Here is a 25953-nt window from a genome sequence, read left to right as displayed (position 1 = left end):
GCCGGAGGAGCTTCCGCTGACGGCGGTGGTCCACGCGGCGGGCGCCAACGCGGCCGGGCCGCTGGCCGAGACCGGGCTGGCCGACGCCGCCGCCGTGGTCTCCGGCAAGGTGGCGGGCGCCGTCAACCTGGATGAGCTGCTCGGCGACCGTGAGCTGGACGCGTTCGTGGTGTTCTCCTCGATCGCGGGTGTGTGGGGCAGTGGTGGCCAGGCGGCCTACGGTGCGGCCAACGCCTACCTGGACGCGCTGGTGGAGGACCGCCGTGCGCGGGGTCTCGCCGGTACCGCCGTGGCCTGGGGCCCCTGGGCCGAGGGCGGCATGGCGGCAGGAGAGGAGGGCGACCAGCTGGCGCGCCGCGGTCTGCCCACGATGGCGCCGGGCCTGGCGATCGCCGCTCTGCAGGGGGCGGTCGCGGGTGACGAGGGTGTGGTGACGGTCGCCGATGTGGACTGGGAGCGTTTCGCCCCCGCGTTCACCATCGGGCGGCCCAGCCCGCTGCTCGGCGATCTGCCCGAGGTCCAGCGAGCGCTGGCGAACGCCGGAAGCGCCGAAGGCACTTCGGCCGGCTCGGCACTGCGGGAGCGCCTCACGGGGCTCACCGAGGCCGAGATCGACCGGACCCTCCTCGACCTGGTGCGCGCCCACGCCGCCGCGGTCCTCGGCTTCGCGGGCGCGGAGGCGGTGGAGCCCGCGCGTGCGTTCAAGGAGCTGGGTTTCGACTCGCTCACGGCCGTGGAGTTCCGTAACCGGCTGAACGCGGAGACCGGGCTGGTGCTTCCGGCCACGCTGGTCTTCGACTACCCGAGTGCCACGGTGCTGGCCGACCATCTGCGTGCCGAGGTGCTCGGGACGCAAGGAGCGGTGGCCGTGCCGTCGGCGGTGCCGGCCCCGGTCGACGACGACCCGATCGCGATCGTCGGGATGAGCTGCCGCTTCCCCGGCGGTGTGCGCAGCCCCGAGGAGCTGTGGAACCTCGTGGCGGCCGGTACGGACGCCATCACGGACTTCCCCTCCGATCGCGGATGGGACGTCGAGGGGATGTACGACCCCGACCCGGAGCGCCTGGGCACCTTCTACGCCCGCGAGGGTGGGTTCCTCGACGGGGCGAGCGAGTTCGACGCCGCGTTCTTCGGGATCTCGCCGCGTGAGGCGCTCGCCATGGATCCGCAGCAGCGACTGCTGCTGGAGACGTCCTGGGAGGCGTTCGAGCGGGCCGGTATCGACCCGGCGTCCGTGCGCGGCAACCAGATCGGCGTCTACGTCGGCGCCGCGACCTCCGGCTACGGCACCGGGCTGCACGAGATCCCCGAGGGGCTCGAAGGGCAGCTGCTGACCGGCAGCGCCACCTCCGTCGTGTCGGGCCGCATCTCCTACACGCTGGGTTTGGAAGGGCCCGCGCTGACGGTGGACACGGCGTGCTCGTCGTCGCTGGTCGCCCTGCACCAGGCCGCGCAGGCGCTGCGCCAGGGCGAGTGCTCCATGGCGCTCGCCGGTGGCGTCACCGTGATGACCAACCCCGCCGCCTTCGTGGAGTTCAGCCGGCAGCGCGGGCTCGCCCCCGACGGCCGGTGCAAGCCGTTCGCGGACGCGGCGGACGGCACGGGCTGGTCGGAGGGTGTGGGCATGCTGCTCGTCGAGCGGCTGTCCGACGCCCGGCGCAACGGTCACCAGGTGCTGGCGATCGTGCGGGGCTCTGCGGTCAACCAGGACGGTGCGTCCAACGGTCTGACGGCCCCCAACGGCCCATCACAGCAGCGGGTCATCCGCCAGGCCCTCGCCAACGCCCGGCTCTCCGCCGCCGACATCCAGGTGATCGAGGCCCACGGCACCGGAACGACGCTGGGTGACCCGATCGAGGCCCAGGCACTGCTGGCCACCTACGGCCAGGAGCGTCCGGAGAACCTGCCGCTCTGGCTCGGATCGATCAAGTCGAACATCGGCCACACCCAGGCCGCCGCCGGTGTCGCGGGCGTCATCAAGATGGTGATGGCGATGCGGCACGGCGTACTGCCGCAGACCCTGCACGTGGATGAGCCGTCGCGCGAGGTGGACTGGTCGGCGGGCGAGGTGCGGCTGCTGACCGAGGCCGCCGCGTGGCCCGAGACCGGGCAGCCGCGCCGGGCCGGTGTCTCCGCGTTCGGTGTGAGCGGGACCAACGCGCACACCATCATCGAGCAGGCCCCCGTACCGGACGAGGCGGAGCCCGCCCCGGCGGCCCCCGCCGACGACCACGGCATGGCCCCCTGGGTGCTCTCCGCCCGGAGCCCGGAAGCCCTGCGCGACCAGGCCGAGCGGTTGCGCGCCCACCTGTCCGAAGGGGCCGAGTCCGGCGTTCTGGACATCGCCGAATCGCTGGTCGCCACGCGATCGGTGTTCGAGCACCGCGCGGTGCTGCTGGGCACCGACCGCGAGGCGTTGCTGCGCGGCCTGGAGACCGTCGCCGCGGGCGACGACGCCCCAGGCGTCGTCCAGGGGCAGGCGGCCACGGCCGGCAAGACCGCGTTCCTGTTCACCGGTCAGGGCGCCCAGCGTCTCGGCATGGGCCGGGAGTTGTACGACGCCTTCCCGGTGTTCGCCCGCGCCCTGGACGAGGTGTGCGCACGGCTGGACATGGTGCTCGACCGGCCGCTGCGCGAGGTGATGTTCGCGGCCGAGGGCAGTGCGGACGCCGAGCTGCTCGACCAGACGGCCTTCACCCAGCCCGCCCTCTTCGCCGTCGAGGTGGCGCTGTTCCGGCTGCTCGAGCACTGGGGCATCACCCCGGATGTGCTGATCGGCCACTCCATCGGTGAGATCGCCGCCGCCCATGTGGCCGGGGTGTTCTCGCTCGAGGACGCCTGCACGCTGGTGGCCGCGCGTGGCCGGCTGATGCAGGCCCTGCCGGCCGGTGGGGCGATGGTCGCCATCGAGGCGTCCGAGGAGGAGATCGCGGCGTCGCTGGCCGGTCGTGAGGCCGAGCTGAGCATCGCCGCCGTCAACGGCCCGACCGCGGTGGTCATCGCGGGCGACGAGGCCGCGGCGGTGGAGATCGCCGGACAGTGGACGGAGCGGGGCCGCAGGACCCGCCGGCTGCGGGTCAGCCACGCCTTCCACTCGCCGCACATGGACGTGATGCTGGACGGCTTCCGCGGCGTCGTCTCCGGCCTGTCCTTCCAGACGCCGTCCATCGCCTTCATCTCGAATGTCACGGGTGAGCAGGCCGGTGCCGAAGAGGTGTGCTCGCCGGAGTACTGGGTGCGCCATGTGCGGGAGACCGTCCGGTTCCTCAACGGGGTGCGGGCGCTCGAAGCGCAGGGCGTCACCGCGTACATCGAGGTGGGCCCCGACGGCGTGCTGTCCGCGATGGCCCAGGACTGCCTGACCGAACCGGTCGACGACATCGCGGCCGACGACACACCGGCCCCCCTGCTGGTTCCGGTGCTGCGCAAGGACCGCCCCGAGACGCAGGCGCTCGTCGCGGCCCTCGCCGAGACGCACGTCCACGGCGAAACCGTCGACTGGCGGGCCTTCTTCGCCGGACGCGGCGCCCGCCGCGTGGACCTGCCGACCTACGCGTTCCAGCACCAGCGCTACTGGCTGGAGCCCGGCGCCTCCGCGGGAGACGCCGCCGCCTTCGGCCTCGACCCGGCCGACCACCCGCTGCTGGGCGGAGCCGTCCCCCTCGCGGGCGCCGACGGCCTGGTGTTCACCGGAACGCTCTCGCTGCACACCCAGCCCTGGCTGGCGGACCACGTCCTGCGCGGCGAGGCGGTCCTGGCCACCACGGCCCTCGTCGAACTGGCCATCCGCGCCGGTGACGAGGTCGGCCTCGGCCAGGTGGAAGAGCTGGTCATCCAGGCGCCACTGGTCCTCCCCCGAGGGGGCGGCGTCCAGATCCAGCTCGTCCTCGGCGAGGAGGACGAGTCCGGCACCCGCTCGCTGGAGATGTACTCGCGGGCGGCCGAGCCGGAGGGCGAGGACGAGTGGATCTGCCACGCAAGCGGTGTGCTCGCCCCGGAGCCGGACGATGCCGCGACCGCCGAAGGGGCGGCGCGCTTCGACTCCACCGCATGGCCCCCGCCCGGCGCCGAGCGCGTCGATGTGGACGGCCTGTATGAGCTGCTCGCGGGCAACGGCCTCGTCTACGGACCCTCGTTCCGTGGCCTCCGAGCCGTCTGGCAGCGCGATGACGAGGTGTTCGCCGAGGTCAGCCTGGCTGAGGAGTCCGTCGTGGAGGCCCAGCGGTTCGGGCTGCACCCCGCCCTGCTGGACGCGGCGCTGCAACCGCTCGGCCTCGGAGTGCTGGACGGCGTGGGGCGCGGCCGCATCCTGTTCAGCCTGGCCGGGGTGTCGCTGTACGCCGCCGGTGCCTCCGCGCTGCGCGTCCGGCTCGCCCGCACCGGTCCGGAGACCCTCTCCCTGGCCGCGGTCGACGGGGCCGGCGAAGCCGTGCTCTCCGCGGACACGCTGACGCTGCGCCAGGTCGTCACGGAGCAGGTGGAGATCCCGGCGTCGGATGAGGCCGGGACCGCCACCTCAGCAGAGGTGGCCACCGACACCCCGGCCGAGGTGGTCACAGACACCCCAGCCGAGGAAACCCCCGCCAAGCCCGCCCGTCGGCGCAAGACCGCACGGCGCGCCGCCAAGCGGGGTGCCGGATCGGACTCCGGACCGCTCGCCGCGCTGCGGGAGCGGCTGACCGGGCTCTCCGAGCCCGAGCAGGACCGGGTGATGCTCGATGTGATCCGCACCCATGTCGCGGCGGTGCTCGGACATGCCTCCGCCGACGCGGTGCAGGGATCGCAGGCGTTCAAGGACATCGGCTTCAGCTCGCTGACCGCCGTCGAGTTCCGTAACCGGGTGAGCAAGGCCACGGGCCTGCGCCTCCCGGCGACCGCGGTGTTCGACTACCCGACCCCCGCCGAACTGGCCAAGTTCGCCCGTGCCGAGGTGCTCGGCGCGCAGACCGGAGCGCTGCAGCCGGTGCCGGTCGCGGTGGCGGGCAACGACGAGCCGATCGTGATCGTGGGGATGAGCTGCCGCTACCCCGGAGAGGTGGCCACCCCCGAGGACCTGTGGAACCTGGTGGCCGAGGGCCGGGACGGCATCTCCCCCTTCCCGACCGACCGCGGCTGGGACGTGGAGAACCTCTACGACCCGGACCCGGACGAGCCGGGCAAGTGCTACACGCAGGAAGGTGGCTTCCTGCACGGCGCCAGCCAGTTCGACCCGGCGTTCTTCGGGATCTCGCCGCGTGAGGCGCTGTCGATGGACCCGCAGCACCGACTGCTGCTGGAGACCTCATGGGAGGCGCTGGAGCGGGCCGGTATCGACCCGGTCTCCGCGAAGGGCAGTCAGACCGGCGTCTTCGCGGGTGTGACCTACCAGGACTACGGCGGCGTCCTCGCCGGATCCCAGGAGAGCGTCGAGGGCTACATCGGCACCGGTGTCTCGCCCAGCGTGCTCTCCGGCCGCATCTCCTACACCCTGGGCCTCGAGGGCCCGGCCGTGACGGTGGACACCGCGTGCTCGTCGTCGCTGGTCGCCCTGCACCTGGCGTGGCAGGCGCTGCGCCAGGGCGAGTGCTCGCTGGCCCTCGCCGGTGGTGTCACGGTGATGTCCACCCCGATGTCGCTGGTCGAGTTCAGCCGCCAGCGCGCGCTCGCCTCCGACGGCCGCAGCAAGCCGTTCTCGGCCGCCGCGGACGGCGCCAGCTGGGCCGAGGGCGTCGGCATGCTCGTCCTCGAGCGGCTGTCGGACGCCCGCCGCAACGGACACCCGATCCTCGCCGTGGTGCGGGGCAGCGCGGTGAACCAGGACGGTGCGTCCAACGGCCTGACGGCGCCCAACGGCCCCTCGCAGCAGCGGGTCATCCGGCAGGCGCTGGCGAACGCCCGCCTGTCGGCCGCCGAGGTCGACGCGGTGGAGGCGCACGGCACGGGCACCTCGCTGGGGGACCCGATCGAGGCCCAGGCGCTGCTGGCCACCTACGGTCAGGAGCGCCCCGAGGGCCAGCCGCTGTGGCTGGGCGCCATCAAGTCCAACATCGGCCATTCGCAGGCGGCCGCCGGCGTGGGTGGCGTCATCAAGATGGTGATGGCCATGCGGCACGGCGTTCTGCCGAAGACCCTGCACCTCGACGAGCCCTCGCCGCACGTCGACTGGACGGAGGGCGACGTCGAGCTGCTGGCCGAGGCCAGGCCGTGGCCGGAGACCGGGCATCCGCGACGCGCGGGTGTGTCGGCGTTCGGCATGAGCGGCACCAATGTGCACACCATCCTGGAGCAGGCTCCTGAGGTCGAGGCGGCCGAGACCGCCGAGGCCGAGGTGGCCGACGGTCCGGTGGCGTGGATCGTGGCGGGCAAGAGCAACGACGCGGTGCGGGCCCAGGCGGACCGGCTGCGGGAGTTCGTGGCCGAGCGCCCGGAGCTGCGTGCCGCCGATGTGGCCCACTCCCTGGCGACGACCAGGTCCGCGTTCCAGTACCGGGCCGCGGTGACCGGAACCGGCCGAGAGGAACTCCTCGAGCGCCTGGAGGCGGTGGCCGAGGGTGCGAAGGCACCGGGTGTGGTCCGCGCGAGCGCCGTCGAGGAGCCGGGCCGTTCGGTGTTCGTCTTCCCCGGTCAGGGTGCGCAGTGGATGGGCATGGCGGTGGGCTTGCTCGAAAGCTCGCCGGTCTTCGCTGAGGCGATGGCCGAGTGCGAGACGGCCCTGTCGGCTTACGTGGACTGGTCGCTGACCGAGGTGCTGCGTGGCGCCGACGGCGCTCCCGGATTCGACCGGGTGGACGTCGTCCAGCCGGTGCTGTTCGCGGTGATGGTGTCGCTGGCGAAGCTGTGGCGTTCGATGGGTGTCGAGCCCGACGCCGTGATGGGCCACAGCCAGGGCGAGATCGCCGCGGCCTGCGTGGCCGGTGCGCTCTCGCTGCAGGACGCCGCGAAGGTGGTGACCCTGCGGTCGCAGGCCATCGCGGCCGGTCTCGCGGGTCGTGGCGGCATGGTGTCGGTCGGACTGCCGGTCGACCAGGTCAAGGACCGTATCGCCGCCTGGGACGGTGGAATATCCGTCGCGGCGGTCAACGGCCCCGGCTCGGTCGTGGTCTCGGGTGACCCGGGCGCGTTGGACGAGATGGTGGCCCAGCTGGAGGGTGAGGAGATCCGTGTTCGCCGGGTTCCGGTGGACTACGCCTCGCACTCCGCGCACGTGGAGGCGATCCGGGAGGAGCTGCTGGAGGTCCTGGCGGACCTGGAGCCGCGCGTGCCGGAGGTGCCGTTCTACTCGACGGTGTCCGGTGAGCTGGTGGACACCGCCGGTCTGGACGCCGAGTACTGGTACCGCAACCTGCGGCAGACCGTCGAGCTGGAGACCACCACCCGCACCCTCCTCGACAACGGCCACGGCGTGTTCATCGAGGTGAGCCCGCACCCCGTGCTGACCCTTCCCGTCCAGCAGACCGTGGAGGCCGCTGAGGCCCAGGCCGTGGTCATCGGCACACTGCGCCGCGACGAGGGTGACCTGGAGCGGTTCCTGACCTCGATCGCCGAACTGCATGTCAATGGGGCCGACGTCGACTGGCGGAAGGTGTTCGCCGGAAACGGGGCCCGCCAGGTGGACCTGCCGACGTACGCCTTCCAGCGGCAGCGGTACTGGCCGCAGGCGGCCGAGGACGGTGGGCTCGGCAACGGCCCCGTATCCGAGGCCGACGCGGTGGACGCCCGGTTCTGGGAGGCCGTCGAGCGCGAGGACCTGGAGGGACTGGCACGGACGCTGGAGCTCGACGGGGAGGCGCCGCTGAGCGCGGTGCTGCCCGCCCTGTCGTCCTACCGGCGGGGCAGGCGTGACCGCTCGACGGTCGACAACTGGCGCTACCGGATCAACTGGAAGCCCGTCATCGACCAGCCGTCGTCCGGCTCCGAGCAGGAGCGGGGCGCCCCGATCACCGGTACGTGGATGGTCGTCGTCCCGCCGGTAGACGCCGCTCGTGAACTGGCCGAGCGCATCGCGCGGGACGTGGAGCGCCACGGTGCCCGCATGGTGCGGGTCGACCTGGACGAGGCGGAGCCGGAGCGGTCGTCGCTGGTCGAACTCCTGCGGGCCGCTGCCCCCGGCACTCCGTCCGCGGACGGAGACGAGCAGGAAGGGACGCTCGCGATCGACGGAGTGCTCTCCCTGCTCGCGCTGGACGAGGAGGCGCCGGCCGAACACCCGGGCATTCCACGCGGCTTCGCCGGCACCGTGGCCCTGGTCCAGGCGCTGAGCGACATCGACATCGATGTGCCGCTGTGGCTCGCCACCACCGGAGCCGTGTCCGTGGGCCGCTCCGACCGGGTCGGCAGCGTCAAGCAGTCCCTCGTGTGGGGTCTGGGCCGAGTGGTCGGCCTGGAGTACGCACAGCGCTGGGGCGGTCTGGTCGACCTCCCCGAGTCGCCGGACGCGCTCGACGAGCGGGCGCTGAACCGCCTGGTCGGCCTGATCGGGCGCTCGGGCGACGAGGACCAGGTGGCGGTGCGCGCCTCCGGTGTCTTCGCCCGACGGCTCGTCCGGGCCCCCTTGGGCGACGCCCGGCCGGCCCGCACCTGGGAGCCTCGCGGCAGCGTCCTGATCACCGGTGGTACCGGTGCACTCGGTGGCCGTCTCGCCCGCTGGCTCGCCCGTGGCGGCGCCGAGCACCTGGTGCTGACCAGCCGTCGCGGCCTGGAGGCCCCCGGCGCGGCCGAGTTGAGGGACGAGCTGACCGCGCTCGGCGCGCGGGTCACCGTCGCGGCCTGTGACGTCGCCGACCGTGGCGCGCTGCGGGAGCTCCTCGACGGGCTGCCCGCCGAGTACCCGCTGACCGCGGTGGTGCACGCGGCCGGTGTCCTGGACGACGGCCTCATCGACACCCTCACCGTCCCCAGGACGCAGGGGGTCTTCCGGCCCAAGGTGGACGCCGTGGTGAACCTCCACGAGCTCACCCAGGACCTGGACCTGTCCGCGTTCATCCTCTTCTCCTCCTACGCCGGAACGGTCGGTGGTGCCGGTCAGGGCAGCTACGCCGCCGCGAACGCCTTCCTCGACGCCCTGGCGCAGCAGCGCCGGGCGCAGGGGCTGACGGCCACCTCGGTGGCGTGGGGCGCCTGGGGCGGCGGTGGTCTGGTGGACGACGCCACCGCGGCCCAGCTGAAGCGGCGCGGTATGCCGCCGCTGGTGCCCGAACTCGCCGTCGACGCCCTTCAGCAGGCGCTCGACCACGATGAGGTGGACATCACCGTCGCCGATGTGGACTGGGAGCGCTACGCGCCCGGCTTCGCCTCGGCCCGGCCGCGTCCGCTGCTGAATGAACTGCCGGAGGTGCGGGAGGCCCTGGAGGCGGCCGAGGCCGAGCTGGGCGCGGCGCTCACCGGGCTGGCCGTGCGCCTCGAAGGGCTGTCGGCCGTCGAACGCGAGGCGGAGGTGCTCGACCTCGTCAGGTCCCACGCCGCCGAGGTGATCGGATACCCGAGCGCCGACGCGGTGGAGCCCGAGCGGGCCTTCCGGGACATCGGGTTCGACTCGCTGACCGCCGTGGAACTGCGCAACGGCCTCAGCGCGGCGGCGGGTGTGAACCTGCCGGTCACGATGGCCTTCGACTACCCGACGCCCACCGTGCTCGCCCGGTTCATCCTCGGCGAGGTGCTGGGCACCGCGCCCGCGCCGGCCGATGACCTGCCGGTGGTGACGGGCACGGTCGTGGACGACGACCCGATCGCGATCGTGTCGATGAGCTGCCGCTTCCCCGGCGGGGTGCGCACTCCGGAGGACCTGTGGCGACTGGTCTCCGAGGGCAGCGATGTGATCAGCGCCTACCCGACCAACCGCGGCTGGGACCTGGACGACCTCTACAACCCGGACCCGGAGAACACGGGCACCAGCTATGCGAGCGGCGGCGGCTTCGTCTATGACGCCGACGAGTTCGACCCGGCGTTCTTCGGGATCGCCCCGCGCGAGGCGCTGACCATCGACCCGCAGCAGCGGCTGCTGCTGGAGACCTCCTGGGAGGCGTTCGAGCGGGCGGGCATCGACCCCACGTCGCTCAAGGGAAGCCGGACCGGTGTCTTCGCGGGAAGCAACGGCCAGGACTACATCGGCCTGCTGCTGACCGCCCCGGGCGGACCCGACGGCTACCTCGGCACCGGCAACGCGGGCAGCGTCGTCTCGGGTCGTGTCTCCTACACCTTCGGCCTCGAAGGACCGGCCGTCACGGTGGACACGGCATGCTCCTCGTCGCTGGTGGCGCTGCACATGGCCGTGCAGTCGCTGCGCCAGGGCGAATGCTCGCTGGCGCTGGCCGGCGGTGTCACGATCATGTCCACCCCGGGCTCGTTCGTGGACTTCAGCCGCCAGAAGGGGCTGTCGTCGGACGGTCGGTGCAAGGCGTTCGCGGCCTCGGCCGACGGAACGGGCTGGGCCGAGGGCGTCGGTGTGCTGCTGCTCGAGCGGCTGTCCGACGCGCGGCGCAACGGCCACCCGGTGATGGCGATCGTGCGCGGCTCCGCCGTCAACCAGGACGGCGCGTCCAACGGTCTGACGGCGCCCAACGGCCCGTCGCAGCAGCGGGTGATCCGCCAGGCGCTGGCCAGCGCCGACCTCGCCGCCCACCAGGTGCAGGCGGTCGAGGCACACGGCACCGGCACCAGGCTCGGTGACCCGATCGAGGCGCAGGCGCTGCTGGCCACCTACGGCCAGGGGCGGCAGGACGGCCAGCCGCTGTGGCTGGGCTCCATCAAGTCCAACATCGGGCACACACAGGCGGCAGCCGGTGTGGCCGGTGTCATCAAGATGGTGATGGCCATGCGTGAGGGCGTGCTGCCGCGGACGCTCCACGTCAATGAGCCCACGCCGCATGTGGACTGGACGGCGGGCCAGGTCCGGCTGCTGACCGCGCCGACCGCGTGGCCGGAGGACGGCGAGCCGCGCCGGGCGGGTATCTCCTCGTTCGGCATCAGCGGCACCAACGCCCACACCATCATCGAGCAGGCCCCGGAGCCGGAGGCGGTGGAGCGGGTCCGTACGGACGAGACTCCCTCGACCGGTTCGGAAACGCTCCCCTGGACGATCGCCGGCAAGGGTGCCGAGGCGCTGCGCGCCCAGGCCAGGAGCCTGTACGACTACGTGGCGGCCCACCCCGACCTCGATCTGAACGACGTGGGCCACTCGCTGGCGGCCACCCGGTCCGTCTTCGACCACCGCGCCGTACTCATGAGCGGCGACCGGGACGGGCTGCTGAGCGGTCTGGAGGCCATCGCCTCCGGTGCCACGGCCCCCGGAGTCATCCAGGGATCCGTGGGCACGGCCGGCAAGACGGCGTTCCTCTTCTCGGGCCAGGGCGCGCAGCGTCCGGGCATGGGACGGGAGCTGTACGACGGCTTCCCGGTGTTCGCCCGCGCTCTGGACGAGGTGTGCGCGTACCTGGATGTGCTGCTGGACCGGCCGCTGCGGGATGTGATGTTCGCGGCCGAGGGCAGTGCGGACGCCGAGCTGCTGAACCAGACGGCGTTCACCCAGCCCGCCCTGTTCGCCATCGAGGTGGCGCTGTTCCGGCTGCTGGAGCACTGGGGTGTCACCCCGGACGTGCTCATCGGCCACTCCGTGGGCGAGGTGGCCGCGGCCCATGTGGCCGGGGTGCTCTCGCTGGAGGACGCGTGCACGCTCATCGCGGCGCGTGGCCGGTTGATGCAGGCGCTGCCGGAAGGCGGCGCGATGGTCGCGGTGCAGGCATCCGAGGAGGAAATGGCTCTGTCGCTTGCCGGGCGGGAGGCCGAGGTGAGCATCGCGGCGGTCAACGGCCCCACGGCCGTGGTCATCGCGGGCGATGAGGCGGCGGCGCTGGAGATCGCCGAGGACTGGGCCGAGCAAGGCCGCAAGACCCGCCGCCTGCGGGTCAGCCACGCCTTCCACTCGCCCCGCATGGACGCGATGCTGGACGACTTCCGTGACGTCGTCTCCGGCCTGTCCTTCAAGGCACCGTCGATCTCGCTGGTCTCCAACCTCACGGGTGCGTCGGCGGGCGCGGCCGAGATGTGCTCTCCGGAGTACTGGGTGCGGCATGTGCGGGAGGCGGTCCGGTTCGCCGACGGCGTACGGGCCCTGGAGAAGCTCGGGGTGACCTCGTTCCTCGAGGTCGGTCCCGACGGTGTGCTCACCGCGATGGCCCAGGACTGCGTGACGGCCGACGAGGCCGGAGACGCCTTCACCCTCGTCCCCGCGCTGCGCAAGAACCGCCCCGAGGCCCAGGCGCTGACCACGGCGCTGGCCGAACTCCACGTCCACGGCACCACCGTGAACTGGTCGACGGCGTTCGCCGGGCTCGACGTCCGGCGGGTGGAGCTGCCCACCTACGCCTTCCAGCGGCAGCGCTACTGGCCGAAGGCCGGCGGCCCCATGACCGGGGACATCTCCTCCGTCGGGCTCAGCTCTCCCAACCACCCGCTGCTGGGTGCCGGAGTCGAGCTCGCGGGCCGCGACGGATTCCTGTTCACCAGCAGGCTGTCGGTGCAGAGCCAGCCGTGGCTGGCCGACCACGCGATCGCCGGCGCGGCCCTGTTCCCCGGGACCGGATTCCTCGAGCTGGCCATCCGCGCCGCCGACCAGGTCGGCTGCGGCCGGGTCGAGGAGGTCACCCTGGCCACCCCGATGGTCCTGCCCGAACACGAACCGGTCCAGGTGCAGCTCTGGGTGGGTGACACGGACGAGACGGGCCACCGCTCGCTCAGCCTGTACTCCCGCCCGGCCGACGCGTCCTCGGACGAGCCGTGGACACAGCACGCGGCCGGTGCGCTGGCCCCGACCGGCCCCGAGCCGTCGTTCGACCTGGCCGCATGGCCCCCGGCGGACGCGGAAGCCCTGGACATCAGCGACTTCTACGAGCGCTTCGCCGCCTCCGGCTTCGCCTACGGCCCGGTGTTCCAGGGCCTGCGGGCCGCCTGGCGCTCCGGCGACGACGTCTACGTCGAGGTCGGGCTCGGTGAGGAGCACGCGTCGGACGCGGCCGACTTCGGCCTCCACCCGGCGCTGCTGGACGCCGCCGTGCAGGCGGTGACCTTCGTCGCCCTGGAGGACGTCGGCCTCTCCCGGCTCCCGTTCTCCTGGAGCGGGGTGTCGCTCCACGCCGGTGGCGCGTCCACGCTGCGGGTGCGGCTCACCCAGCTGGGACCGGACTCCATCGCCCTCGCGGTGGCCGATGGAACCGGCCGCCCGGTGGCGTCGATCGAATCCCTCGTGCTGCGCCCGGTGTCGGTGGATCACATCGACACGGCCAGGACATCGGCGTTCCGCGACTCGCTGTTCACGCTGGACTGGACCCCCGTACCGGCCATCGCCGCGGCCGAGGCGGCCACGGCGCGCTGGGCCGTGGTGGGCACCGACCACTACGGACTGGCCGCCGGCGCGATCGCCGGAGCCGAGGTGACCGCCTACGCCGATCTCGACGCCCTGAGTGCCGCGATCGACGGTGGCGCCGCCGCCCCGGAGGCCGTACTGGTGTCCTACGCACCGGGCCTCGACGACGAGGCGGCCCAGGGCAAGCCCAAGAGCAAGGCGAAGAGCAAGGCCAAGGGCAAGGCCAAGCGGGGCCTGGAGCCGGCGGGCGCCATCCACGCGGTGACGCACCACACGCTCGGCATGATCCAGGGCTGGCTCGGCGACCGCAGGTTCGCCTCCTCCCGGCTGGTCTTCGTGACCTCGGGCGCCATGGCGCCCGAGGAGCGCGACGAGACCCCGGACCTGATCCACGCACCCCTGTGGGGCATGGTGCGGTCCGCGCAGTCGGAGAACCCGAACTGCTTCGTCCTGGTCGACCTGGACGAGGACGAGGCGTCCAAGGCGATGCTGCCCTCGGTGCTCGCCACCGACGAGCCGCAGGCCGTGGTCCGCGAGGGCACGGTGCTCGGCCAGCGCATGGCCCGGGTCTCCTCGGGCACCGCGCTGCTGCCGCCCGCCGGGGTGCGCGAATGGCGGCTGGACATGCACGCCAAGGGGACTTTGGAGAACCTGGCGCTGCTGCCCTGCCCCGACGCCACGGAGGAACTGGGCGCGACCGAGATCAGGGTGGCGCTGCGCGCCGCGGGCCTGAACTTCCGCGATGTGCTCAACGCCCTGGGGATGTACCCCGGGGAGGCCGGGCCGCTCGGTGGCGAAGGTGCCGGTGTGGTGACCGAGGTCGGCTCCGCGGTCAGGGACCTCGTGCCCGGCGACAAGGTGATGGGCATCTTCAGCGGGTCGTTCGGCCCGGTCGCCATCACCGACTCGCGCGTCGTCGCCCGGGTCCCGCAGGACTGGACGTTCGAGCAGGCCGCCTCCACCCCCATCGTGTTCCTGACCGCCTACTACGCCATGAGGGACCTGGCGGACCTGAAGAAGGGCCAGTCGGTGCTGGTGCACTCGGCGGCCGGCGGTGTGGGCATGGCCACGCTCCAGCTGGCGCGGCACTTCGGCGCCGAGGTGTTCGGCACGGCGAGCGAGGGCAAGTGGGACACCCTGCGGTCGCTGGGCCTGGACGACGACCACATCGCGTCGTCTCGGACCCTGGACTTCGAGAAGCGCTTCCTCGATGTGACCGGCGGGCGCGGCATGGACGTGGTGCTCGACTCGCTGGCGCGGGAGTTCGTGGACGCGGGTCTGCGACTGCTGCCGCGCGGCGGCTGGTTCCTGGAGATGGGCAAGACCGACATCAGGAACCCGGAAGAGGTGGCCGCCGAGTACACCGGCGTCTCCTACCAGGCGTTCGACCTCATCGAGGCGGGCCCCGACCGCATCCACGAGATGTGGAACGACCTGATCTCGCTGTTCGAGCGCGGGGTGCTGCGGCCGCTGCCGGTGCGCACCTGGGATGTCCGCAGGGCGCCCGACGCCTTCCGCTTCATCAGCCAGGCCCGCCACACCGGCAAGGTGGCGCTGACCATGCCGAGGACGCTGGACGGCCCGGGCACGGTGTTGATCACGGGTGGTACGGGTGGTCTGGGTGCGCTCTTGGCCCGTCATCTGGTGGTGGAGCACGGTGTCGAGCGGTTGGTGCTGACGAGTCGTCGTGGTGCGGAGGCGCCGGGTGCGGCGGAGTTGGTGGCGGAGCTGGCGGGGCTGGGTGCCGAGGCGGAGGCGGTGGCGTGTGATGTCGCCGATCGTGCCTCGGTGGAGAGTCTGTTGAAGGGGATCGGTTCGGGGCGTCCGCTGTCGGCCGTGGTGCACGCGGCGGGTGTGCTGGATGACGGTGTGGTGGAGTCGCTGACGCCGGAGCGGGTGGACAAGGTGCTGCGTCCGAAGGTGGACGCCGCGCTGCACCTCCACGAACTCACACGCGATCTCGACCTCTCCGCCTTCATCCTGTTCTCCTCCGTCTCCGGTACCTTCGGCGGCGCAGGACAGGCCAACTACGCGGCGGGCAACGCGTTCATGGACGCCCTGGCCCAGCACCGCAGGGCCGAGGGGCTTCCCGCGGCCTCGCTCGTCTGGGGTCCGTGGACACAGGACGGCGGCATGACCACCGAGCTGGCCGACGCCGACGTCACCCGCATGACCAGGACCGGCATGGTCGCCCTCACCCCCGAGGCCGGGCTCGCGCTGTTCGACGCGACCCGCGATCTCGACGGGGCCGTCCTGGTGCCCATGACGATGGACATGGCGTCGGTGGGCGAGCCGGTACCCGCGCTGCTGCGCGGACTGGTGCGGGCACCCGCCCGCAGGACCGCCGAGTCGGGCGCCGCGAGCACCACGGCCGACCCGGCCACCGCGCTCAAGCAGCACCTGGCCGGGAAGTCCGAGACGGAGCGCGAGCGCATCCTGGTGGACCTGGTGTGCGACCAGGTGGCCGTCGTCCTCGGCTACGCGTCGGGGCAGGCGATCGAACCCGGACACGCCTTCAAGGACCTGGGCTTCGACTCCCTGTCGGCCGTCGAGCTGCGCAACCGGCTCAACGCGATCACCGGAACGCGGCTGCCGGCGACCCTGGTGTTCGACTACCCGACCCCGGCGTCGCTCGGACGATTCCTGCGGGAAGAGGTCACTCCCGCGGACGGGCCCGCGACCGAGCCCGTCTTCGGAGAGCTCGACCGGCTGGAATCCACCCTGTCGGCGCTCGACTCCGACATCGAGACGCACGCCCAGATCATGGCGCGGCTCCAGGGTCTGGTGGCCAAGTGGTCCGCGGGCGGCACCGGGCAGGTGTCCGGCACCGCTACGGCGCCGGACGACGACATGGACGACGACAGCGAGATCGAATCGGCCACCGCCGACGAGATTTTCAAACTCATCGACGACGAATTCGGAATGTCCTGACGTGGTGAGCTGGAACTCACAGAGTGTTTCAAGGGGCTGGGGATAGTGGCGGAAGACGAAAAACTCCTTGACTACCTCAAGAAGGTGACCGCTGACCTGCGTCAGGCTCGTCGGCGACTTCGACAGGTGGAGGAGCGGGACCGGGAGCCCATCGCCATCGTGGCGATGAGCTGCCGGTACCCGGGGGGTGTGAGGACTCCGGAGGAGCTGTGGCGGCTCGTCGCCGAGGGCGGCGACGCCATCACCGAGTTCCCGCCCGACCGGGGCTGGGACGTGGATGGCTTCTTCGACCCGGACTCGGACCGGTCCGGCACCTTCTCCGTCCGTGAGGGCGGATTCCTGGACGCGCCCGGCGACTTCGACCCCGGCTTCTTCTCCATGAGCCCGCGGGAGGCGCTCGCCACCGACCCCCAGCAGCGGCTGCTGCTGGAGACCGCCTGGGAGGCGTTCGAGCGCGCCGGAATCGACCCGGCGTCGGTGCGGGGCAGCCAGGCCGGTGTGTTCGTCGGCGCCTCGCCCTCCGGCTACGGCGCCGGAGTGAGCGAGATGCCCGAAGGCGTGGAGGGGCTGCTGCTCGCGGGCAACGCCACCTCCGTGGTCTCCGGGCGGGTGGCCTACACCCTGGGCCTCGAGGGGCCCGCCGTGACGGTGGACACCGCGTGCTCGTCGTCGCTGGTCGCGCTGCACTGGGCCTGCCAGGCGCTCCGCCAGGAGGAGTGCTCGCTGGCCCTGGCGGGCGGTGTCGCCGTCATGTTCACCCCCAGCATGTTCGTGGAGTTCAGCCGGCAGGGCGGGCTCGCTCCCGACGGCCGGTGCAAGGCGTTCGGCGCGGGCGCCGACGGCACCGGCTGGGCGGAGGGCGTGGGCCTGCTCCTCCTGGAGCGGCTCTCCGACGCCCGGCGCAACGGTCACCCGGTGCTGGCCGTCGTCCGTGGCTCGGCGATCAACCAGGACGGCGCGTCCAACGGTCTGACGGCCCCCAACGGCCCCTCGCAGCGCCGTGTGATCCGCCAGGCGCTCAAGAACGCGGGCCTGACGCCCGCCGAGGTGGACGCGGTGGAGGCGCACGGCACGGGTACGTCGCTGGGCGACCCGATCGAGGCGCAGGCGCTGCTCGCCACCTACGGCAAGGAGCGGCCGGAGGACAAGCCGCTGTGGCTGGGCTCGCTGAAGTCCAACATCGGCCACTCCCAGGCCGCCGCCGGTGTCGGTGGGGTCATCAAGATGGTGATGGCCATGCGGAACGGCGTGCTGCCCAAGACGCTCCACGCGGACGAGCCGTCATCCCAGGTGGACTGGTCGGAGGGCGACATCCGGCTGCTCAACGAGTCGACCCCCTGGCCCGAGACCGAGCAGCCTCGCCGGGCCGGTGTGTCCTCGTTCGGCATCAGCGGCACGAACGCCCACGCGATCCTGGAGCAGGCTCCGGAGCCCGAGGCGGTCGAGGAGGTTGAGGCCGAGGTCACCGACGGTCCGGTGGCCTGGGTGGTGTCCGGCCGCAGCGCGGCCGGCCTGCGGGCACAGGCGGGCACGCTGCGGGACTTCCTGGCCGAGCGTCCGGAGCTGAGCGCCGCCGATGTGGCGTACTCGCTGGTGGCGACCCGGTCGGTGTTCGAGCACCGCGGGGTGGTGACGGGAGCCGATCGCGAGGAACTCCTCGAGCGGCTGGGCGCGTTGGCCGGGGACGAGGTTGCCTCGGGTGTGACGCGTGGCGTGGCGGATGTCCGTGGCCGTTCGGTGTTCGTCTTCCCCGGTCAGGGTGCGCAGTGGATGGGCATGGCGGTGGACTTGCTGGAGTCCTCGCCGGTGTTCGCTGAGGCGATGGCCGAGTGTGAGACGGCCCTGTCGGCGTATGTGGACTGGTCGCTGACGGACGTACTGCGCGGCGTTGAGGGCACTCCGGGCTTCGACCGGGTGGATGTGGTCCAGCCGGTGCTGTTCGCGGTGATGGTGTCGCTGGCGAAGTTGTGGCGTTCGGTGGGTGTCGAGCCGGATGCCGTGATGGGCCACAGCCAGGGCGAGATCGCCGCGGCGTGTGTCGCGGGTGCGCTCTCGCTGCAGGACGCCGCGAAGGTGGTGGCGTTGCGCTCGCAGGCCATCGCGGCCGGTCTCGCGGGCCGTGGTGGCATGGTGTCCGTCGGCCTGCCGGCGGATCAGGCCAAGGAGCGCATCGCCGCCTGGGATGGCGCGATCTCGGTCGCCGCGGTCAACGGTCCCGGTTCCGTGGTGGTCTCCGGCGACCCGAAGGCGCTGGATGAGATGGTGGCCCAGCTTGAGAGCGAGGAGATCCGTGTTCGCCGGGTGCCGGTGGACTACGCCTCGCACTCCGCGCACGTGGAGGCCATCCGCGAGGAGCTGCTGAAGGTCCTGGCGGACATCACGCCCCGTTCGTCGGAGGTGCCGTTCTACTCGACGGTGTCCGGCGAGCTGGTGGACACGGCCGGTCTCGACGCCGAGTACTGGTACCGCAACCTGCGCCAGACCGTCGAGCTGGAAGCCACCACCCGCACCCTCCTCGGCACTGGCCACGCCACATTCATCGAGGTGAGCCCGCACCCGGTGCTCACCCTTCCCGTTCAGCAGACGGTTGAAGCCGCTGAGGCCCAGGCCGTGGTCGTCGGCACGCTGCGGCGCGACGAGGGCGGTCTGGAGCGGTTCCTGACCTCCGCCGCCGAGGTGTTCGCGCGCGGCACCAAGGTCGAGTGGATGACCACACTGGAGGGCCGCGGCGGCCGCCAGGTCGAGCTGCCGACCTACGCCTTCCAGCGCGACCGCTACTGGCTCGATGGCTTCGGCCTGCCGCCCAGCGGAGGCGCGGCCGACGCCATCGGCTCCGTCGACGAGCGGTTCTGGGACGTGGTGGAGCGCCAGGACCTGGAGTCGCTGGCCGGAGCGCTGGCGGTCGACAGCGAGGCGCCGCTGAGCGCGGTGCTGCCCGCCCTGTCGGCGTACCACCGTAACAATCGCGACCAGTCCACGATCGACGGCTGGCGCTACCGGGTGTCGTGGAAGCCGCTCTCCGACGTCGCCGACGGCTCGCTGTCGGGGACGTGGCTGGTGGTGGTTCCGGCGTCCCGTGCCGGGGACGAACTCGTCTCGGACGTTGTCACCGGGCTCGAGCGGCACGGCGCGGGTGTGGTCTCGGTCGCGGTGGACGAGCGGGACCTGGACGCGGACGCGCTGGCGGAGCGGCTGCGCGAGGTGGCCGCCGAGACGCCCGAGCTGGGCGGTGTGCTGTCGCTGCTCGCGCTGGACGAGGACCCCTGCCCGGGCTACCCGGCGCTGGCGGGCGGCTATGCGCTGACCCTGGTGCTGGTGCAGGCCATGGTGCGGGCCGACATTCCCGCCCGGTTGTGGTGCGGTACGCGCGGCGCCGTGTCGGTGGGCCGTTCGGACCGGCTCACCAGCCCGACGCAGGCGATGGTCTGGGCGCTGGGCCGGGTGGCCGGGCTGGAGCTGCCGCCGCTGTGGGGCGGTCTGGTCGATCTGCCCGAGTCGCTGGACGGGCGCGGTGCGGCGCGGCTGGCCGGTGTGCTGTCCGTCGAGGGCGGCGAGGACCAGGTCGCGGTGCGCGGCTCCGGTGTCTTCGTACGCCGTCTGGTGCGGTCCGCCCCGGCCGTCGGTGAGGAGACGTCGTGGCGGGCGCGCGGCACGGTGCTGGTCACCGGTGGCACGGGCGGGCTCGGCGGCCAGGTGGCCCGCTGGCTGGTCCGGAGCGGTGCCGAGCACCTGGTGCTGACCAGCCGCCGCGGTCTCGAGGCCGAAGGCGCCGCCGAGTTGAAGGCGGAGCTGGAGGGCATGGGCGCCGAGGTGACGGTGGCCGCGTGCGACGCGGCGGACCGCGACGCGCTCGCCGCCGTCCTGGATGCCGTGCCGGAGCACCGGCCGCTCACCGGAGTGGTGCACGCGGCGGGTGTCACGATCGCGGCCTCCCTGCTGGAGACCGAGCTCGCGGACGCGGCCCGGGTGGTGTCGGGCAAGGTCGCGGGCGCCGTCAATCTGGACGAGCTGCTCGGCGACCGTGAGCTCGACGCGTTCGTGGTCTTCTCGTCCATCTCCGGTGTGTGGGGCGGCGGCAGCCAGGGCGTCTACGGCTCCGGCAACGCCTTCCTGGACGCGCTGGTGGAGCAGCGCCGTGCGCGGGGTCTCGCGGGCACCGCCGTCTCCTGGGGCCCATGGGCCGAGGGCGGCATGGCGACCCGGGACGACGCGGGGGAGCAGCTGGCCAGGCGCGGACTGCCCGCGATGGCACCCCAGTTGGCGATCGCCGCTCTGGAGCGCGCGGTGGCCGGTGACGACGGTGTGGTGACGGTCGTGGACGTGGACTGGGAGCGGTTCGCCCCCTCGTTCACCGCGGTCCGCCCCAGCCCGTTGCTGAGCGACCTCGACGAGGTCCGGGCGCTGGAGACGAAGGGCGACGGTGGTGAGAGCGCCGACGCCGCCGGGGCGCAGCTGCGCGAGCGGCTGAAGCCCCTCACCGAGGGGGAGCGGGACCGGGCGCTGCTCGATCTGGTGCGCAAACACGCCGCCTCCGTGCTCGGCTACGCCGCCGCGGAGATGGTCGAGCCGAACCGGGCCTTCCGCGATCTGGGCTTCGATTCGCTGACCGCGGTGGATCTGCGCAACCGGCTGGCCGCCGAGACCGGTCTCGGCCTGCCCGCCACGCTGGTCTTCGACTACCCCAGCGCCGGCACGCTCGCGGCGCATCTGCGCACCGAGGTGCTGGGCACCTCGTCCCCGGCGCTCGCCACCGGGTCCGGGGCCGTGGCCGGGTCCGGCGCGGACGACGATCCCATCGCGATCGTCTCCATGAGCTGCCGCTTCCCCGGTGGGGTGCGGAGCCCGGAGGACCTGTGGCAGCTGGTCGATGGCGGCGGTGACGCCATCTCGTCCTTCCCGTCGGACCGCGGCTGGGACCTGTCGGGCATGTACGACCCGGACCCGGACCGGCCGGGCACGTTCTACGCCCGTGAAGGCGGATTCCTCTACGACGCGGGCGAGTTCGACCCCGGTTTCTTCGGGATCTCGCCCCGTGAGGCGCTGGCCACCGACCCCCAGCAGCGGCTGCTGCTGGAGACCTCGTGGGAGGCGTTCGAGCGGGCGGGTATCAACCCCGCGTCGGTGCGGGGCAGCCAGATCGGTGTGTTCGTGGGCTTCTCGGGCTCCGGATACGGCACCAACCTGGAGACGGTCCCCGAGGACGTCGAGGGTCATCTGCTGACCGGCAACGCGGGCAGTGTCGTCTCCGGCCGTCTCGCCTACACCTACGGCCTGGAGGGCCCCGCCGTCACGGTGGACACGGCCTGCTCGTCGTCGCTGGTGGCCCTGCATCTGGCCTGCCAGTCGCTGCGTCAGGGCGAATGCTCCATGGCGCTGGTCGGCGGTGTGGCGGTGATGGCCACTCCGATGGCGTTCGTCGAGTTCAGCCGGCAGGGCGGGCTCGCGCCCGACGGCCGCTGCAAGCCGTTCTCGGCCGCGGCGGACGGTACGGGCTGGAGCGAAGGCGCCGATGTGCTGCTGGTGGAGCGGCTGTCGGACGCCCGGCGCAACGGCCACCAGGTGCTGGGCATCGTGCGCGGCTCCGCGGTCAACCAGGACGGTGCGTCCAACGGTCTGACGGCCCCCAACGGCCCCTCGCAGCAGCGGGTGATCCGCCAGGCGCTGGCCAGCGCCGGGGTGTCGGCCGCCGAGGTGGACGCGGTGGAGGCGCACGGCACGGGCACCTCGCTGGGTGACCCGATCGAGGCGCAGGCGCTGCTGGCCACCTACGGCAAGGAGCGGCCGGAGGGCCGCCCGCTGTGGCTGGGCGCGCTGAAGTCGAACATCGGGCATACCCAGGCCGCGTCCGGACTCGCCGGCGTCATCAAGATGGTCATGGCGATGCGGCACGGCGTGCTGCCGAAGATGCTGCACGTGGACGAGCCGTCGCCGCAGGTGGACTGGTCGGCGGGCGAGGTGCGGCTGCTGACCGAGGCCACCGCGTGGCCGGAGACGGGGCAGCCGCGCCGGGCGGGTGTCTCCGCGTTCGGCGTCAGCGGCACCAACGCGCACACCATCATCGAGCAGGCCCCGTCGGACGATCAGGACACACGACCGGCCGAGGTGATGGCTCCCGACGACCGTGGCGCGGCTCCCTGGACGCTCTCCGCCCGGAGCGCGGACGGGCTGCGCGCCCAGGCGCGGCGGCTGCGGGCCCAGCTGAGCGCACAGCCGGAGCTGAGCCTGAAGGACGTGGGCTACTCCCTGGTCGCCACCCGGTCGGTGTTCGAACACCGCGCCGTGCTGACGGGCGTGGACCGTGCGGAGCTGCTGCGCGGGCTCGAGGCCGTCGCCACCGGTGAGGAAGCCCCCGGGGTCGTGCGCTCGGTCGCCACTCCGACCGGAGTCACCGCCTTCCTGTTCTCCGGTCAGGGCGCCCAGCGCCTCGGCATGGGGCGGGAGTTGTACGACGCCTTCCCGGTGTTCGCCCAGGCGCTGGACGAGGTGTGCGCACATCTGGACGTAACTCTGGACCGTCCGCTGAAGGATGTGATGTTCGCGGCGGAGGGCAGCGCCGATGCCGAGTTGCTGGACCAGACGGCGTTCACCCAGCCCGCGCTGTTCGCGGTCGAGGTGGCGCTGTTCCGGCTGCTGTCCGCGTGGGGTGTGGCACCGGATGTGGTGATCGGCCACTCCATCGGTGAGATCGCCGCCGCGCATGTGGCCGGAGTGTTCTCGCTGGAGGACGCCTGCACGCTGGTGGCCGCCCGCGGCCGTCTGATGCAGGCGCTGCCCGAGGGCGGCGCGATGGTCGCCATCGAGGCGTCGGAGGAGGAGATCGCTCCGTCGCTCACCGGTCGTGCGGCCGAGGTGAGCATCGCCGCCGTCAACAGCCACACCTCCGTGGTCATCGCCGGTGACGAGGCCGCGGCGCTGGAGATCGCCGGGCAGTGGGCGGAACAGGGGCGCAAGACCCGCCGGCTGCGGGTCAGCCACGCCTTCCACTCGCCCCGCATGGACGCGATGCTGGACGACTTCCGCAAGGTTGTCGAAGGGCTCTCGTTCGCCCCGCCGGCCATCGCCCTGGTGTCCAACGTGACGGGCAAGTCGGCGGGCGCCGATGAGGTGTGCTCGCCGGAGTACTGGGTGCGCCACGTCCGCGAGGCGGTGCGCTTCGCGGACGGGATGCGCTCCCTGGAGAACGCGGGAGTGACCAGGTTCTTCGAGGTGGGCCCCGACGGTGTCCTCTCGGCGATGGCGCGCGAGTGCCTGACGGTGGGGGAGACTTCGGCCCCCGTCGTGGTGCCCGCGCTGCGCAAGGACCGCCCGGAGGCCCAGGCGCTGACGACGGCCCTGGCCGAACTCCACGTCCACGGCGTCACCGTGGCCTGGGAGGCCCTGTTCGCGGGCCAGGACGTCCGGCGGGTCGAGCTGCCGACGTACGCGTTCCAGCGGCAGCGCTACTGGCTGGACGCCCCCGAGAGCGACGCCTCCGCCGCCCCCGCCTCCGCGGACGAAGGTGACGCCCGGTTCTGGGACGCGGTCGAGCGTGAGGACCTGGAGGCGCTGACCACCGCGCTGCACGTGGACGGAAACGCCTCGCTGACCGAGGTGCTCCCCGCCCTGTCGTCCTACCGCAAGGGCCACCGTGAGCGGTCCACGGTGGACGGCTGGCGCTACCAGATCGCCTGGACCCCGGTGTCAGAGCTCTCGGAGCGGGCACTGACCGGGACCTGGATGGTCATGGTTCCGCGGTCGTACGCCGACGACGAGCTGGTCACCTCCGCGGTGGCCATGCTGGAGCGGCAGGGCGCGGAGGTGGCGCGGATCGAGCTCGACGGCGCGGCGGACATCGACCGCGAGGCGGTCGCCGAGCGGCTGCGCACGGCGGCCGAGGGCGCGCCGGACGGGGCCGTCAGCGGGGTGCTCTCCCTGCTGGCCCTGGACGAGGACCCCTGCGCCGGGCACACGGTGGTGCCGCGCGGGCTCGCGCTCAACCTCGTCGCCCTGCAGGCGCTCGTGGACGCCGGTGTCGAGGCCCCGCTGTGGGTGGCGACACGAGGCGCCGTCTCGGTGACCGGATCCGACACCCTGCGCAGCGCCGCCCAGGCGCAGATGTGGGGCCTCGGCCGGGTCGCCGGTCTGGAGCACCCCCGACTCTGGGGCGGTCTGGTCGACCTTCCGGAGACGTTCGACGAGCGGGCCGCGGCCCGGCTGTCCGGTGTGCTGAGCGGCGGCGCGGGCGAGTTCGAGGACCAGGTGGCGGTGCGCACGTCCGGCGTGTTCACCCGGCGCCTGGTGCGGGCCACCGCGCCGCGGACCACGGCCCGGCCGTGGAGCGCGCGGGGCTCGGTGCTGGTGACCGGCGGCACCGGGGGAGTGGGCAGCCAGGTGGCCCGGTGGCTGGCAAGCGCCGGCGCCGAGCACCTGGTGCTGACCAGCCGACGTGGCCTGGAGGCCGACGGTGCGGCCGAACTGCGCGACGAGCTCACCGCGTTGGGCGCGGACGTGACCATCGCGGCATGTGACACCGCCGACCGCGAGGCCCTGGCCGCCGTCCTGGCCGCCATCCCGGAGCGGTATCCGCTGAGCGCCGTCGTGCACGCGGCGGGTGTCCTGGACGACGGTGTCCTGGACGCGATGTCGGTGGAGCGGGTCGCGGGCGTGCTGCGTCCCAAGGTGGACGGCGCCCGCAACCTGCACGAGCTGACCGAGGGCCTCGACCTCTCCGCGTTCGTGCTGTTCTCCTCGCTCGCCGGAGCCATCGGCGGCGCCGGGCAGGGCAGTTACGCGGCGGCCAACGCCTACCTCGACGCCCTGGCGCAGCAGCGCCGGGCCCAGGGCCTGGCGGCCACCTCGGTGGCCTGGGGCCCGTGGGCCGAGGGCGGCATGGCGGTGGACGGGGCGCTGGAGGACCGGCTGCGGCGCGGCGGCATGGCCGCGATGACCCCGGAGCTGGCGGTCAAGGCCCTCCAGCAGGCCCTCGACCTCCAGGAGACCCACCTGGCCATCGCCGACCTCGACTGGGAGCGATTCGTCCCCTCCTACACCGCCGTACGGGCCAGCCGGCTGCTGGACGAGGTGCCCGAGGCGCGGCGGATCCTGGAGGCCGCGACCAGTGGCGGCACCGCCACGCAGTTCGAGACCGGTGGCTCGGAGCTGCGCGAGCGGCTCGCCGGAATGTCCGAGACGGAGCAGGAACGAGCGCTGCTCGACCTGGTCACCACGCAGGTGGCAATGGTGCTGGGCTTCCCGTCGGTGGAGTCGGTCGAGTCCCAGCGGGCCTTCCGCGAACTCGGCTTCGACTCGCTGACCGCCGTCGAACTGCGCAACCGGCTCGACGCGGCGACGGGCCTGCGCCTGCCCGCGACGATCGTCTTCGACCACCCGACGCCCGTGGCGCTCGCCCGCCGACTGCGTACCGACGTCGTGCAGGACGGGGTCTCGGCGGCCGCACCGATCCTCGGCGAGCTGGACCGGATCGAAGCGGCGATGGCCACGATCTCCGCCGACGACGTGGACCGGCCGAGGATCACCACGCGCCTGCAGACGCTCCTTCTGAAGTGGGGAGAGGCGGAACAGGAATCGCCCACCTCGGGCAAGAAGGCGGTTTCGGACAAGATTCAGTCGGCGACGTCGGACGAGATCTTCGACTTCATCGACAAGGAGCTCGGGATCTCCTGAGCTGGCGCGGTCGGTTCCCGAGG

The 25953-nt window shown here is 72.7% G+C and carries 2 protein-coding genes; both read left to right on the top strand.

Annotation, left to right across the window (positions count from 1 at the left end):
- Positions 1-16267 (top strand): type I polyketide synthase (locus tag GWI24_RS03740; protein ID WP_210944461.1); only part of this gene is annotated, 16267 nt, incomplete at its 5' end.
- A 45-nt stretch (positions 16268-16312) separates the two neighbouring features.
- A complete protein-coding gene (locus tag GWI24_RS03735; RefSeq protein WP_210944460.1) occupies positions 16313-25930 on the top strand; it encodes a type I polyketide synthase in 9618 nt (3205 codons plus the stop codon).
- The last annotated feature ends 23 nt before the right edge of the window (positions 25931-25953 follow it).

The organism is Streptomyces sp. MK37H (assembly GCF_018035285.1).
Taxonomy (GTDB): Bacteria; Actinomycetota; Actinomycetes; order Streptomycetales; family Streptomycetaceae; genus Streptomyces; species Streptomyces endocoffeicus.
The sequence above is the reverse complement of the archived record's forward strand: the minus strand, read 5'-3'. Positions and strand labels throughout refer to the sequence as shown.